Below are 17305 nucleotides of genomic sequence, written 5' to 3' on the forward strand. Positions count from 1 at the left end.
TAGTTATTTATTTCTATCATTGCTTACTGATACGTAGATGCAGCGTGTGTTCCTTTTTCTCTATGGCATATTTCTTCAATACACCCGGTCCGCAACTACTGTTTCCTAATCCGAGCACGGCAGCATCCATACTTAGAATGACTTCCGCACGTGGTTTTAAATTACAATCATGAGTTTCTTGATAGATATCCTGCACAGTATAGTGCAAAGCAGATGCGGAAAACACGTTTTCTACCGCATCAACACGAATACCTTTATTCTGTTTGTCAGTTAGGGTAAGATAGTGTACTTCTTCTTTATTTCCACTATCTTGCGGACGGGGATAATGCACATATTGTTCCGCCACATTTCCTTTCCAAAGCCCTATAGCAGCAGATGTTTTGCGGTCAGGATAATTGTCCTGCGGTCCTCTGCCATACCAGGTAAATGTATTGTAAGCAGGTGCCAGACAGAATGCGATTCCTAAACGGGGGATTTCGGGAAGAACTCCTTGTGGTAGGAAAGTCGTCTTTAAATCAATCGTTCCATCTGAAGAAACAGTGTAAACAGAAGTTGTTGTCACTTTTCCTTCTTTATATAAATTGCTTGTTTGAATCCGTACAATTACCGCCCCGTCTGCACGTACTTCATGGTTGAAAGATTCTAAATTTATCTGCGGACTATCCATTGCATGCAATTTCCAGTCTTTAGCCAGCCAATTCCCGAAACTCTTGTCATTGTCTGTCGGAGCACGGAAAACTTGAGTGACGGGTTGAACAGGAAAATCATCTAAATGAGCCAACATCTCTTTGCCATTATATATAAGGGAAGTCATGCTTCCGTTCATTTTCTTTTCCCACTGAACGGAAAAACCGCGTCCGCTAATCAATAAGGACTGATTATCCTCTTTCACTTGAAGTGTTCCTTTATTGACTAGATCAGTAGAGATCAAATCTCCTTTCTGCAAGCAGAATTGCTCCCAAGTCACTTCATGCCCCGCTTTTGCCCAAAGGGCATCCGATTTCAAAACGATGCTTACTTTTAGCTGGCAATCAGACAGAGCTTTCCCTTGACCTCTCTTTGTTTGATTACTCAAAGAACCGGAGCCTTTCAATGAGCGGAAAGTCGGCAAATCTATCGTCTGACTCCCTCCGGGAGCTATTTCCGGTAAGGTAATTTCTCCCTGCTCTTTCTGCTTTCCATCGATTGACACAGTCCATAGGCAACGATATTGTGACAAATCGGTATGGTGATTCCGGTTCGTCACTTTCAGTTTCCCGTTTTCCATTTTTAGTTCGACGGGTGCATACACTTTCTTTACTTCCCAATATTTAGGCGTGGTTTCACGCTCGCTCATCAGCAATCCATTAAAGCAGAACGCTTTTAAATTCGGTTTATCACCAAAATCGCCACCATAAGCCACCATGGTACGGCCATCGGGTAAAGTTTTGTAGATTCCTTGATCTACCCAATCCCATATAAAACCACCCAGCATACGGGGATTACTATATATCTCATCCCAATATTCCTTGAAATTTCCCAATGCATTCCCCATGGAATGTGCATATTCACTTGTCATTACCGGACGGTCGTCATTGGTGCGTTCCGCAATCTCCAGCAACCGTTCCCAACGTGCATTTTCAGCGCGTTCTTTATCCTCTCCTTCGGCAATACCGGGATTCAAGTATTCTTGTTTCACCCGGGTATAAAAGCGGCTGATAACATCGACAGTTTTCGGGTCAGGATCGCCATCCACCCCTTGTGCTCCTTCATAATGTACAGGACGAGTCGGGTCAAAATCATGCAGCCATGCAGAGATAGCGGCGAAGTTCGGTCCATAACCACTCTCGTTTCCCATGCTCCACATGACGATGCTTGGATAATTCTTATCACGCTCCGCCATACGAACTGCACGGTCCATAAATGCTGCATGCCAGTCGGGAGTGCTTGCCAATATTCCGCGCAATCCATGTTCCTCTATATCTGCTTCGTCCATAACATACAGTCCCAAGCTGTCGCATAACTCATACCAACGGCTGACGTTCGGATAATGACTGGTACGTACTGCATTTATATTCGCCTGCTTCATTAAAAGAATATCCTGAAGCATTCGTTCCTCGCTCATGACACGTGCCGTTCGGGGATCATGTTCATGGCGATTTACTCCACGAAAACGAACCGGACTGCCATTCACCAACAGTTGTCCTTTTTTGATTTCTACAGAACGGAAACCCACAGCTTGTTCTATCCGTTCCAATATTTTTCCTTCCTCATTTTGCAAGGTTAAGTGCAGCTTATAAAGATAGGGCGTTTCTGCCGTCCATCTTTCCGGTGATTTTATAACGGCTGATAAACGTCCCATTTTACGAGGTCCCCGTTGCGGATACCATTCATTCATCCGGCTTGCTTTATGCTCCAAATCAAGTATATCTTCCACATCGCCTTTCAATGCAACAATTTCTTTGCCTGAAGCATCTTTTAATACTCCTTGCAGAATATAACCTTTACCGGTCATTCCTCTATACACACTGAATTGCGGATCAATCTGCAAAATAAAGTCTTTATAATTACCGGCAGATGCAGGCAGAGTACGTATAGCATAATCACGGATACGAATGTCCGGAGTATGTATCAGGTGAATACTGCGGTGAATTCCTCCAAAACGCCAGAAATCCTGATCTTCCAAGTAGGAACCGTCACTATATCGGTAAACTTCCAATGAAATCTGATTTTCTCCGGATTTCAGATACTTCGCGACGTTGAATTCACTCGGTTCCATACTACCTTGGCTATACCCTACCCGTTCGCCATTGATCCAAACATAAAAGGCACTCATTACGCCCTCAAACCGTAGAAAAGTCTGCCCGTTTGCTTCCCATCCGGCTGGCAAAACAAATGTACGGCGATATTGTCCGACAGGGTTTCGTTCTTTATACGTGGTATAGTCAGTTTTGGGTTCTCCCATCACTCGCGGGGGATCTATTTTGAACGGGTAACCTGCTGAAACATAAATAGGCGTACCATATCCGTTCACTTCCCAGTTTGCCGGAACAGGAAAATCTGTCCAGCTTTTATCATCAAAGTTTATCTGATAGAAATTCAGGACCCTTTCATTGGGAACAGGAGTCCAGCGGAATTTCCAAGTTCCATCCAAAGACATCGAACAGTCTCCTTTCTGTATAGAGAAAGGGATAAAAGCGGCTCTTGCCGGTTCACGATTAATCTGAAGAACATGATGATTCTCCCAATCATGTCTTGTTTGTGCCTGTATTGGGCTAACAAACAAGACACCAAGCAGTAAAGTATATATTTTCATTCGTTCTTTTTTCTTCATATCAAGTAGACGGACGAAAGGGCATTTTGTACCCTTTTCTTTGATTGAAATATTAAAGAACAATAATGATTGGAACAGTCTATAAAGAAAAACTTTACCTTGTGCAGTAATTTGTAATTTTAATAAGAATATAATGAAAAAACTACTATTCGGCAGCCTTCTTTTGATGGGCTACATGGGTGCGCAAGCACAACAGGAATACACGATTGAAGGCAAAGTGGAAGGTGTAAAAGACGGGACTCTCATCTCTCTTTTCTTACTTGATGGGAATGTAGGAAGCACAGTGGCTTTAGACAGCATACAAAACGGAACCTTCTTCTTCAAGCGAAATGCCGGAGAAAGTGGTATGGACAAATTATCCCTGATGTGTACCCGTAATGATGATTTTCCTTCTATGTCCCTGGAGATTTATGCAACTCCCAACGCTAGAATAAAAGTAACCGGAACGAATACTTTGATACATACATGGAAAGTAGACAGTCCTGTAAAAGAACAAATAGAACATAATAGATTTATTGAAAATTCACGTGATTTATGGGATGAATACCAACGTTTGTCTATTAAAGCAAGAAGCCTGCGTTCTGCCCCGGAAGCTGAACGTAAAGCTATGCATGCGAAAGAAGACAGTATATCAGCCTTAATCAGCAAACGTGAAATGCAACTGATGCAAGAACTTCCTGTATCAAACATCTGGATGGACAGATTGCATAGATTGAGTATGTCGGTAAAGTACAATCCAAACTTCTCTTATAAAGATGAAACGCTGGCTTTGTATAATAGAATGAATGAAGCACAAAAAGCTTCTATAAAAGGACAGGAAATTACTGTTAATCTCTTTCCGCCTGTAGTTGTGAAAGAGGGAGATGAAATGGCAGATACCGAACTTTACGATTTGGATGGAAAGATTCATCATCTGACCGATTTCAAAGGAAAATATATATTACTCGATTTTTGGAGTAGTGGCTGCGGTCCTTGCATCATGGCTTTACCAGAGATGAAGGAGATTCAGGAACAATATAAAGAGCGTCTTACTGTCATTAGTTTAAGTTCCGATACGAAAAGCAGGTGGAAGGCAGCCTCGGCAAAACATGAAATGACTTGGCAGAATTTGAGTGATCTGAAACAAAGCGCAGGACTATATGCTAAATATGGTGTCAATGGTATCCCTAATTATGTCCTTATTTCACCGGAAGGAAAGATTATGAAAATGTGGTCGGGATATGGTAAAGGCAGTCTGAAATTAAAAATGCGTAGATATTTGGATGCGACAAAGCGCGAGATGAGTATTACCCAACAAGGAAACACTAAAGTCGTTAACTATCCGACGTCAGAATCAACCAATACCGATATTCTTGAAGTTAAGCAGGTGGAACTAACAGATACTGCTACCATCGTACATTTCAATGCATATTATATACCTAAATATTGGATACAAGTAAGTAAGAATATTCAACTAGTAGATGAGAAGGGTGCATCATACACATTACAAAAAGCAGACGGCATTACTCCCGGTGAGCATTTCTTTCTACCGGAAAGTGGAGAAGCCGAATTTTCTCTGACATTCAAACCATTACCTCTCGAAACAAAATTATTTAATTTCACGGAAGGAACAGCCCAAAACGACTGGCAAATAAATGGGATAAAACTTAGTAAGTAGAGAAATAGAATAGAGGTGTGTCCAAACTCTTATAAATTGAAAGGGAAGTTTTGACACACCTCTATTTGGTTATTGAATATCCAACGCATCAAAAGCGAGCCCATCCATCTTTTCTGCCGAAAGTAAGACTTTATAATGTCCGGCATTAATAAAGGTTCCGGTAGTGGTGCTCATCATCTTCCATTTATCCGGTGTCTCGGGGAAGGTCAATATATCCTCTTTCAATACCACCCCTTTCGAATCTATGAACTTCATGATGACAGGCATTGGTTTTCCGGTAGTATTCATATACTTAAAGCGAAGCGCATACACTTGAGCCAGTCCGGTAGAAACATTCCACTCAATACTGCTCCCTTTTCCCTTACCAAAGAATACTCCCATTTGTTTACGATGTTCTTTCTTTTTGAATTTACCTTTTAGTGTAGCCGTTTCCGCTTCGTATGATATACTGACACGGGCGTTCTTGTCTTCAGGAAGCAACTCTTTTGGAGTCTTTTCCATCACTTCTTTATCTGCCTTTTCCCAACTCCAATCGGATGCAGGGAATACCGTCGGTTTCAGTTCCTCATTTGTGGAAGCAATAGCGATACCCGAAATCAAGACTTGACCAGCTTTCACTTCCGGGAAATGAATTCTCAACATTCCCCCTGTCACTGTGGTATATACCACCTTCTTGCAAACTCCGTCATGACCACTTTCTGCCCAGATGTCCAAGTCGTCTAATACGACAGAATCATTCACGGCAACGTCGAAGATACGCAGTCCTTCACAGTCGGTAGAAGCACTTCCGCCTGTGCCATGCCAGGGTTCTGTGAAATACAGTTCAATACGATAGGTTCCATCTGCCACAGGGAAACGATATTCCAACTGATGACGCCCGAAACGGAAATGTTGGAATAACTTCCAGTCACGAGTGCCACGAATCGGATCATTGGTAGTACGTTGGCTGGCAAGATATGGATTCAGATCCTTGAAGTTTTCTGCCCATGAATGAGAATAGTTCGTATTATCCTGCAACCACAACTGTCCGAAACTATCCGTATAATCATCTCCTCCGCAATTTAGACGATATAGATAATTATATCCTGCCTCTCCTTTCAATATTTTTTTATCGTCCTGATAAAGAAGTTCGAAATTCGGGGCCTGTTCCAAACCTTTAAACACAATCAGGTCTTCCGCTACCGGTTTACCTTTATAATATCCCACAGCACGAAGTACGTTATAACGAATATCCCGGTTTTCCCACATAAAATGAGTGCCCGCTCCATTGTTCTTTTTACGTCCGAGGAAGGTTGCCTTTTCATTTGTCATATCATTGTAAAGCAACACTGAATCACAATTACTGTAAGCCTCTATAGTAGCACGGCGACGTCCTTTCTCAAAACGGTCAGTCCATGTATGGGATACGAGATAGACCATCGGATCTTTGGCTGCGGAAACATAGTTGGCACGATACATATAATACACATCCAACGGTTCTTCCCATGGAGTAACCAATCCTTTGTAATTGAACGGACCGACTTTATCTATTTTGCGATATGCTTCATCCGGTTGGCGACGTCCGGGATTATCATGGCTGCTGTATATCCACTGAAACTGTCCGCAAACGCTATCTTTAGCCTGCTCCGCCAAACGGATTTTGGTTTCCATCAACTGGCACATACGGTCTTCACTCCACACACCATTCACTTGGAAATCTCCCGGTTCCGTATGCAAACCAATACTTCTCCATGCTCCATATTCCCCATTCAATAATTGGTTGGCTTGAGAAAGTTCCCGACTATATTTAGTCACATCTCCCCCATACGTACCGCTCCAATTCTGAATCACATTCCAGTCTGTACCTTCACCACCATTACAAGTTGTAATGACACGCATTGTCTTTGCAGTCGGGTCCATCTCACGAATAATATCACTGCATTCCTGTGCAAATTCACGAGGTAAAGTACTTTCATTCTGTAATCCCCACATTACCACTGAAGGAGAATTGCGACGTTCTTTCACCCATTGACGAAGTAACTTTTTGAAGTTCTCGCGAAACTCCGGAGTATCATACCATACATGAGCAGATAATTGTGTCCAGAACAGGATTCCCTCTTCATCCCAATACTTCTGATAGTCGAGATGATGGGGCTGGTGAGCATCCCGGAATGCATTAAACCCGGCCGCACGTATCTGTTTTACTCTTGCAACCACCTGTTCATTGCTGAATGCATGGCTCTGTCCGAACTGATGTTCGTACTCACATACCCCATTAATAAACACCGGTTTTCCGTTCAGGTAAAAACGTCCGTCTCCATCATTCCGTTTGACCGGCCAGCTAATGGTACGGATACCAAACGGTGTTGAAATCTCATCCGTAGTTTTTGCATCACGTTTAATCATACTGGCTAGTTTATAGAGATATGGATTTTCTGTATCCCACAAAACAGGTTTCTCGACAGGAGCTTGCTGGCGAACGACTTTCATTTCTCCCGGAGCCAAAGTTACTTTCTCCACCAAACGGAAAACTTGTTTTCCATCGGCATTGCTTAGTTTATTGACCAACTCTATCGTTTCTGTTGCCTTACCGTAATTCTTAACCTCCGTTTCAACAAATACGTTAGCAGCCTTTTCATCATTCCAGATGTGTACACCAAAAGGTTCTATACGAATTTCATCGGTCACCTCCAGCACCACAGGACGGAAAATACCGAAGGGCTGTGACCCCTCACTGAATCCCCATTCCGACGAACATCCGCCACATACCCAAGGCATATCGGCAATCATTTCCGGATGCTCGGCTTTTACTTCCAGGCGATTTGTTCCCTGCTTCATTGCATCTGTAACGTCCAAGGTTAATGTAGTACGTCCAACAGGGTGACGACCGAAGTCCGTTTCGTTTACTTTAATGGTAGCGTATGTACCTACTCCATCAAAACGAAGGAAATATCGTTTCCCGGATTTTATATCGGCGGTGAAGTCTTTCACATACATGGCAGTTCCATGCATATTTCCATGTGTCAACTGGCGGTATCCATAATAATCATCCCAATTATGAGGGATATTCACCGTCTTTGCAGGCATCATAAAACTACCCTTCAAATGAGTAGCCTCTGTAATCCAGGTCTTCCAATCCTCATTCAATGTAGTGATTAACCGACGATTTTTAATTTCCGGTTTCGGAAAGCGAACCGCCGAACGTCCCATCGGCTTACTGGTAGCGATGGCAATGCCACGTTGCTCTGCGTTGTTTACAGCACAATAGAAATGATAAACCACTCCATCATGCTTTACCACATAACTCTTATGAGCAAACAATTCATCGTAGTTCTTGGAAGGGATGACCAGGTCGGCTCCTTTCCAGTCAGTCCAGTTCACCAAATCATAGCTGGCGGCAAACGTATTGAATGCCTTATATTTACGCGAAGGTTCAAAAGCAGAGAAATAGAACATCACATACACATCTCCCATCTTCTGGATATGTGCATCTCCCGTAATCGTTCCATCCGCTTCATGTGCAAAGACCGGATTTCCCGGATAACGTTTCCAGGTCTTCATATCCTTGGAAAGAGCGATGCCGACACGTTCTCCTTTTAAATCTGTTTCTGGATGACGACCACCTGCATTGTAATACATTACAAACGGAGCGCCCAACGTTTTATCCTTATCCCAATAAACGGTACTCTTATATTGAGTCAGTTTCTCCCACCATTGGGCATCTTTATCATGGATGCTCAAGATCGGTTTGTCTAGAGATTCCCATTCGTGGGCAGTGGAAATATCTCCTTTTGTTGATGCCAGTCCGATGTAAAGCGGAGCTTTCACTGCTTCGTAGCCGGCGCCTTCGCCACCGATATACGTCATCCAATGGCGGCCTTTATAAGTTTGAAGTTCATAGCTTCCACCCCATTCCATATCCGGTAATGCAGGAAAGCCGCCACGCTGGTTACAGTCCCATTTTCCATCCCGATAAGAAAGAATTCGTCCCAAAGTACGCCATTCAAGCAAATTGTCGCTTTCCGCTATCCATGTCTCGTATCCGCGTCCGTCCGTTCCACTTTTACCGTTATAGACGACGTAGGTCATCAACCACTTGTCTCCCTGACGGAAAACGGTAGGGCAATCGATCTTATGATGATTGTCTGCCGGTGCGATGGCAAGACCGTACTTATACGGTGTCTTCACCTCTTCATAAATCTGCTCCATCCGTTCCTGCGGAACTTCGCGTCGCGCATACAGAGAGAAAGTTGTGGTTATACTAAAAACAGCCAGCAATAACTTCTTCATAATATTTTTCATCTATAATCTAATGAGATTAGTAAAATAACCAATCCATTGTTTCTTCATCCCCGGCAAGTCCGGCATTACGCACCTTCATCTCTGCAGCAGTAAATCCTAGCACTTGCAGATAACCTTTGGGTAACATCAGCGTATGCTTTCCGGCCGGAAAACTATATGCATGTACATTTGCCAAAGGCATTCCGTTGATACGGACAGCATTCGTCAACACAGGTTCCGCCTGACCGTAATCATTGGCTGATGCATCGATTTCCAGTTTCGGAGCCTTTGCATACTTTTTCTGGTCATCTTTGAAATAGGCTACTAATAATTTCACCGGAGCATCTGTTTCGAAAGTGATACTCGTGCCTTTCTCTCTCTGCTCGTTTCCATTGAAACGAAGCGCTTTCATTCCTTTCAATTCAGGAGCTACTGCTTCTATCTTACCCGGAAGATCGACAAATAAAGAAGTACCCTCCTCCACTTTCACTGCCGGATAATTAGAGATCAGTTTTACGTTTGCAGGAGCCCAGGCAGCAATCTCTACAGTTTCAGCCACCGCATTTCCATTCTGTTTTTCTTTCAACAGGGCGAGATTAGCTTTGAAGTTCTCCAATTCTTTTTCGTAGTGTACCAGCAATTCTTTCCAAGTCTTATTCTTTCCATCATCTCCACCGATAGGAATACGACGTTGAGCTGTCTGCATACTGTTGGCATACAAATAATGTTCGTCTGTCAATTCCACCAATTTACGATAATGCTCCAGGCTTTGTTCCATCAAAGGAATAGCTTCTTCAAGGTTTTTGATGTCTTTGCCCCATTGATAATCCAATACCAGCTTGGCGGCTTTCACTTTTAGGTTGAACGCATACGCAAATTCACGATAACAATGCATATCATTTTGTAAACGGGCAAATTCGTCCTTATTTGAAGATACGGAGGCAGCCGCCTTATCAATAGCCGCTACTGCCTTATCCCCGTGCTCTATTACTTGAGCAACAATATCCAAAGGCATTTCACCTACATGAGGTTGCTTTTTCCATTCTTTCTCTACATATTCTATCAGCTTCTCCCCTTCCGGTCCGCAACTTTCATAGAATCCCGGATAGATGGTATATTTATATGGATTGACAAGTTGGCTCATAAACATACCCAGCAATAATGTCTGGCGATTTCCCTCTGTGATACCGAAACGACGTAATAGCTTTGGAGCAATCTCACCACTTTCTTCATAAGCTACGCGGATATTGCTTGCATTCTCGTCAGATGTTCCATAGAACTTCCCTAACTGATGGTTCCAGTAGCCCATCTCATCTGTACGATCGCGATGGCAATTCCATGCATAACGTCCCCATGTCTGATACCAAATCCAGTCACGATCCAATTGGAACTCACGTTCGTTGTTCGGCAATTTATCAGCCGTATAGGGCCAATCCCAATAAGAAGCCTGCGGATAAAGATGCAGTGCATTGGCACCGTGTACATTATGCATGGCAGTTACCGCTTTCTGTACGAAATCCGGAGATCCCCAGCGGAATGGTTCCAGATTGGCCAGGATATGTACGTTACTGATATGGATGGAACCCAATGAACTCAAATCCGTATGTATTTTCGACCAGGGGCCACGAGGTTCGTAAGTTGTCAACGATTCACCATTATATTTATGCATCGTATAAAGATTCTTATAAAGCGGCAATGCAGCATCCATCACCAGTTTACAGTCCGTGTCGTGTGCACGCAACAAAAGAGGCGGTTCATCCGTACGTCCCAATGCCTGTAATCCGTCTTTCACTCCGGGAATAATTGTTTTTGTAAACCATTCCACATCATCCTCTACCGTACACATCGCTTCACCCAGGCAAACAAGTAGTCCTACATTGGGATATTTTTCTATGAAAGCGGCAATACTCTTGCGTGTATAATCGGCAATCAAAGGAGTAATAGGACGATTACGATCCTGTGTTTTCAGCCCGTAATGTTCAGCAAAAGGTTTGGAAAGAATAATATTATAAAACATCTGTATCACAAAGATACCGCGCTTGTCCGCTTCTTCTGTGAGGAAAGAGAACATTTCTTCATTCTTTTTGAATGTTTCTTCATCTACTTCCAGTGCAAACGGATAATCTTCCAGTTTCACCAAAGAAGCAAACGGATGTCCATTCCAGAGATACAATGAATTCATGCGATTGGCAACCAGCATATCCAAATATTTAATCCACTGTTCTTTATCATAAAACCAAGGGAAACTTTCCGGAGTATACGGATATTCATATACACCATGTCCCGGCAGGTAGGTCATCTTCTGTAATCCTACACAAGCTCCACGCAATACCATTTCAGGACCGTCCTTTAATTCTTCCGGGAAATTCAACCGACCATCCGAGTCATTCACACGGTCTATCAGTTCGCGACATCCGTAAATGACGCCACTCCCATCCCTGCCGGACACTCTGGTCAGATTGCCGGTCGTCGTAATGTGAAAACCTTCTTTCTTGAGTGTCGTGTCATTCACTTCCGTCAGCAAGATTGTTTTGATTTCGGGATCGGAGAATGTAGTATCTCCCTGCTGCATCATTACCTGATAACCGGCTTTATCCAAGGTAGCCTGTAACTGCTCCGCACCAAACAAAACACGATTTGACGCATCCGGCGGAGTCATAATCTTCACGGTTTGCCTGCCACACGCTGCTAAAAAAAGTGTGCATGCCGCAAACATGAATAATCTGATATTTTTCATTCTTCTGATATATATTATAGATTATATAATTCACTTCTTAACTAAGAAGAAGACGAAATAATCCCTTGTTTGTACTCATTCGTCTCTTTTTCCACTTTTCGGCACCAGACTTTCATTTTCCTCCCGCGGTGATACACAAACGCCTCATTATTTAAAAGTTATGCTTATCTTTGTTGGCTAATGTCTATAGAATATAAAACAGAAAACAAGAGCAAACAATATGAAAGAACAAACAAATTATGACTATGAAAAATACGTTCAGATAGCACAAATGGCCAAAATGGGATGGTGGGAGTCAGATTTGAAGAATCAGGAATATATTTGTTCCGACTTTATTGTAGACTTACTCGGCCTTGAAGGTAATCGCATTAGTTTCACCGAGTTCCACCAAAGAATATGTGAAGACCATCGGTTGCGTCTTAAAAACGAATATCTGTCCTTATCCAATTTACAGACTTACGAGCAAATGTTTCCTATCCGGGCAAAAGACGGGGAAATCTGGGTGTACTCCAAAATCAGTTTCCAGAAACCTGATAAAGAGGGATACAGGAACATGACCGGCTTTCTGCAATATATTGACAGACCTATCGATAATTCAAATGGAAACATTGATTTTCTTCAAGTCAGCAGTTTACTCTATCAGCAGAATAATATTTCATATTCATTGCTTGCGTTTCTGCAATGTGATGATGTGACTCAAGTGATAAATGAGACATTAGGAGATCTCCTCAAACAGTTTCAAGGTGACCGTATTTATATCTTCGAAATAAACAGAAAAGAACAACGTCAGGACTGTACTTATGAAGCCACAGCCGAAGGCATCTCCAAAGAGCAGGATTTTTTAAGTAATATCCCTTGGGACCCATCTACCTGGTGGAATCATCAGATAGGCGAAAGAAGAGCAATTATTCTGAACACACTGGATGATATGCCTGAAGAAGCAGAAGAATATCGCCGTACATTAGAAATGCAGGATATTAAATCACTGATGGTAGTTCCTTTAATATCTAAAGAGGAAATATGGGGTTACATGGGAATTGATATGGTAAAAACACAACGCAACTGGAGCAATGTGGATTATCAATGCTTCTCTTCTCTCGCTAATATTATCAGTATTTGCATCGAATTACGAAAATCGGAGTTGCAGGCCCAAGAAGATCGTATTGCTTTGGACAACAGCGAAAAGATATTGAGAAACATCTACAAGAATCTTCCGGCAGGTGTCGAACTTTATGATAAAGATGGCTATCTGGTAGACATCAATGATAAAGAACTTGAAATATTTGGTTTATCTGACAAGAATGAGGCACTAGGAATTAACTTGTTTGACAATCCTAATATCCCCACAGAGGTGAAAGAAAAGTTGAAAGCCAAAGAAGATGTAAATTTCTCCATTAATTATGATTTCTCAAAAATAAATCAGTATGTAGAAAGCGAGAGGGAAGGGATTATCAATCTTACTACTAAAGTTACCGCTCTCTATGATTCTCAAAACCGATTTATCAACTATCTGTTTATCAATATAGATACGACAGAGACAACCAATGCATACACTAAGATACAGGAATTTGAGAATCTGTTTCTTCTGATCGGTGATTATGCCAAGGTAGGGTTTGCCCATTTCAATGTACTGACAAGAGACGGGTATGCCCAGGATACATGGTACAGGAATTTGGGAGAAAAGGAAGGTATTCCTATGCCGGAGGTTATCGGAGTATATGCTCATGTGGTTCCTGAAGATCAGGCGGTTCTGAAGAACTTTGTGCGCGAAGTGAAAGAAGGAAAAGCAACCAGTTTGCGCAAAGAAGTTCGTGTCTGCAGGGAAAATGGTAAATATACATGGACCAGTATTAATGTAATGGTCAGAGATTATCGTCCGCAAGACGGCGTTATTGAGATGCTATGTATCAATTACGACATCACGCCTTTGAAAGAGACTGAACAGAAATTGATTATTGCTCGCGATAAAGCAGAAGAACTGGATCGCCTGAAGTCGGCTTTCCTAGCCAATATGAGTCATGAGATCCGTACTCCTCTCAATGCTATTGTCGGTTTTTCCAGCTTGTTGGCTGAAACGGACAGCAGAAGCGAACGGCAGGAATATATCAAAATCGTGCAAGAGAATAATGAACTTCTTTTGCAACTGATATCGGACATTCTCGATCTTTCGAAAATTGAAGCCGGAACATTTAATTTTGTATATACCAATGTAGATGTAAACGAGACTTGTTCTGAAATCATCAAATCAATGGATATGAAAGTGGGTAAAGGCGTTGAACTGATTTTTGAGGAGATACTGCCGGAATGTTATATCTACACAGATAAGAATAGATTCACCCAAGTAATCAGTAACTTTATAAATAATGCATTAAAGTTCACCCGGCAAGGCACTATCACCCTTGGCTACGAACAAATATCCCATCAGAAAATAAAATTCTATGTGCACGACACAGGAATGGGAATACCGGAAGAAAAGCAAAAGAGCGTATTTGAACGTTTTGTGAAACTGAATACTTTTGTTCAGGGTACAGGTTTAGGACTTTCTATTTGCAAAAGTATCGTTTCTCAAATGGGAGGAGAAATTGGCGTGGATTCAACCGAAGGAGTAGGCTCCTGCTTCTGGTTTACACATCCGTACCACGCTGCTGACTAGACTGACTATATGTGAAAGGGGATATTCAATTAATGATGGTTAGTACTAATAATAATGAATAACCTCCAACAGGAATCGGCTGTAGGATCCTGTAGCCGATTCTCTTTTAGTACTCTCTTTGTATTTTTTCCAGCGGAATATTATCACAGAAATGCATACTGGCATGTGTCCCGTTGCAGAAAGGTTTGTTGAACGACTGCCCACAACGGCACAAATGAACAGGATTCGCCGATGTTTCTAAATGTTTTCCTTTCTGATATACCAAGAAGAACCTTCTGCATTCGACATAATGATCTCCTGAAAATTCAAATGCTGCAACTTACTTCGTTTGATTCTGTCAATAATTCATATGATTGGGGTACAGTGACGGATTTAGTTGGACTAAAGCGTTGGTATAAAGTTCTCCATCATCATAATGTACTCTTTCTGATACAGAAGAAGTCTTGTTTTGTTTTAATAAAGAGACTACTTCATCCAATTCATATGCAGTAAAATCCCCAAGATCGCTTAAAGACCCAGAATGTATCTCCCCGACTCTTCTATCATAGAACGCAAGGACTGCTATTATTTGCGTAATAATAGCATATGTTTTATATGGACATAATATAGTAGAATTTGCGATATGCTTTCCCATGGCACCGATAAATGCTGAATATTTAACAGCCTTCCATATAGCTTCCCTATTAATAGGTACTTCACTATACCCAAAAGTTCTTGTTACCTTTGAGACAATACCTATTTCAATATATAAATCTTTTGTTGCTTCAAATAAGCTAATAAAAAAGGATAATAAGAAATCGTCGTTATGCTGTTCTAATAATCTATCTATATACAAATGAATAGATGTCATACATTCATCATAAAATCTAAGTATTCCACCAAGGCCATATGAACCACTAGGACATGTTGTCGTCAACAAAATTATAGCTCTTTCTTTAGGAATACGATATGGTAAGGTTATATTGTATTGTAAACAATCTTCAAAACCATATTTATAATTCTCCCAAGATTTGTCTAATGCCGCATTACCTGCCCCCAGCCAATCTACAAATTTACATGATATCTTTCTCTTACCATCATTCTTAGATATAAAGAATTGACCTGATTTAGAATGATCCGTTAACCAATTTTGAATAGAATTGTGAAAAAACACATACCTACCCTCTTGGATCCTCAATATATGTTCCAGACTGTCCAATACTTTATAAAAATTAGTTTCTGACTCTAAATCAGAACAAAATTGTAGAAGTTGAACATCCATCGCCTGCGTGGACGACAAGATAATTTGTAATACAGGAACCACTTGTTCCTGATAGAACTGATGATTTTTTTGAAATATTCTAGTAAACAAATTATAATAGTAATCATTTATACCATTAGGCAAATCTTCCAATTTGTCCAATGAATATAGTCCTTTATTTAACTCTTCTGTGGTTAATTGAAGATAAAGAAAAACACCTTCACTCTTTTCGACAATTTTGAGACATTGTTCTACTGTCGGACTGAAGTCTGATAATTCTCCCTTTAAGAATTCAATCATATCTTCTTTATTTTTATTTGTAATGAACCTATCCAAATCAAGAACTTGCGGATTATACTGTTGTAATGGAAGTCTTACTTTACTATCATTCCTACTCGTTATAATAAAACGAATCCAATGGGGCATACGATTGATGTGTCTGGCAAGTGTTTGCGCTATTTTATTATCATATTCATCGTTAGCTTCATCGAGGGCATCTATTAAAATCCATATATTTTCCTGACTCCCATCAATCTTCAACCAAGTGCTTTCACAAAATAAAAGGTCAAACAATTCATGTTCATTCTTATTACAAAGTTTATTGTCTACGACTTCAGGAAGTTGAAGCACAAACTTTCTGTATTCAGGAAATCTAACAGCCAATTGAAAAGCAAGGTTCTTCAAAATGCAACAAGGATTTGAATGATCTGGTTTCCCCCATTCCACAAATTGAACAGCAGGAATATGAGCATTATATTGTAGATGCAAGTTGGCAGCAAACATACTTTTGCCGAAACCTGGACCTGCCATTATCCAAAAGATGCGTTGTTCAGGAATCTTATCCCATTCTCTAATCTTATCATACAACCACTTACGACCATACATTTCCTTTTGTGTCAAAGATTTAATACGACCGATAGAAGAAATTGGTTCAAATACTTCTTTCAGTTTTGTTATTTCACCATTAAAACGTTCGTTTTCTGGTGTTTCTACAAGTTCTACTATCTCTCTAAATTTCTTTTGAAAATAGATACTATCAAACCCTTCATTAATATGCTCTTTCCAATCGCTCATATCAAGCCACTGGATATGAGAGAGCATTGCTGGTGGTGCAACAACATCTACAGGTTCCAATAGGATAGTTTTGATGTTCCCTCCTTTTACTCCAATGGAAATATTAATTTCGTCACGACACACCCCCGGATTTCGAGTAGAATGTTTTGATAAACCTGCAAGAACAACATCGCTACTCATAATTCCCTCTGTTATACAGTTCCGCCAATTTTTTCCAGCCTTTATTTCTGATGTGTCAATCCAAACATCATGTCGCAACTTTCCGTTATCATCTTTTGACAGGTACTCTTTTATTTTTTTTATTAAAGGAACATTTGAATCATGTCCATAACTTAAGAATATTTTCATCGTCCGGAATCAATTTTTACTTT

The 17305-nt window shown here is 41.1% G+C and carries 7 protein-coding genes; 2 read left to right on the forward strand and 5 right to left on the reverse strand.

The window, feature by feature from the left end:
* Window positions 1-16: 16 nt before the first annotated feature.
* Window positions 17-3313: a glycoside hydrolase family 2 TIM barrel-domain containing protein gene (locus DXB58_RS18895; protein ID WP_122137866.1), complete on the reverse strand. Its 3297-nt coding sequence runs from the start codon at window positions 3311-3313 to the stop codon at window positions 17-19.
* A 133-nt stretch (window positions 3314-3446) separates the two neighbouring features.
* On the opposite strand from DXB58_RS18895, the gene DXB58_RS18900 reads away from it, so the two are divergent.
* Entirely contained in the window at window positions 3447-4970 is a 1524-nt protein-coding gene (locus DXB58_RS18900; protein WP_122137867.1) for a TlpA disulfide reductase family protein, read from the forward strand.
* A gap of 69 nt (window positions 4971-5039) precedes the next feature.
* Here DXB58_RS18900 and DXB58_RS18905 read toward each other — a convergent pair whose 3' ends face one another.
* On the reverse strand, window positions 5040-9239 hold the full coding sequence (locus tag DXB58_RS18905) for a malectin domain-containing carbohydrate-binding protein (protein ID WP_122137868.1): 4200 nt from the start codon (window positions 9237-9239) through the stop codon (window positions 5040-5042).
* Window positions 9240-9267: 28 nt separating this feature from the next.
* Entirely contained in the window at window positions 9268-11967 is a 2700-nt protein-coding gene (locus DXB58_RS18910) for a hypothetical protein (protein ID WP_187343845.1), read from the reverse strand.
* Between the two features lie 220 nt (window positions 11968-12187).
* Between DXB58_RS18910 and DXB58_RS18915 the strand changes: the two genes are divergently transcribed.
* The gene (locus tag DXB58_RS18915; RefSeq protein WP_122137869.1) at window positions 12188-14620 is read left to right on the forward strand and encodes an ATP-binding protein; all 2433 of its coding nucleotides are present in this window, start codon (window positions 12188-12190) and stop codon (window positions 14618-14620) included.
* A gap of 106 nt (window positions 14621-14726) precedes the next feature.
* Here DXB58_RS18915 and DXB58_RS18920 read toward each other — a convergent pair whose 3' ends face one another.
* The gene (locus DXB58_RS18920; protein WP_117933699.1) at window positions 14727-14885 is read right to left on the reverse strand and encodes a CDGSH iron-sulfur domain-containing protein; all 159 of its coding nucleotides are present in this window, start codon (window positions 14883-14885) and stop codon (window positions 14727-14729) included.
* Between the two features lie 72 nt (window positions 14886-14957).
* Window positions 14958-17282 carry a toll/interleukin-1 receptor domain-containing protein gene (locus tag DXB58_RS18925; protein ID WP_122137870.1) on the reverse strand — a complete coding sequence of 775 codons (2325 nt, stop codon included), beginning with the start codon at window positions 17280-17282 and terminating at the stop codon, window positions 14958-14960.
* Window positions 17283-17305: the final 23 nt, after the last annotated feature.

The organism is Bacteroides sp. OM05-10AA (assembly GCF_003439055.1).
In the GTDB taxonomy this organism is placed as follows: Bacteria; Bacteroidota; Bacteroidia; order Bacteroidales; family Bacteroidaceae; genus Bacteroides; species Bacteroides intestinigallinarum.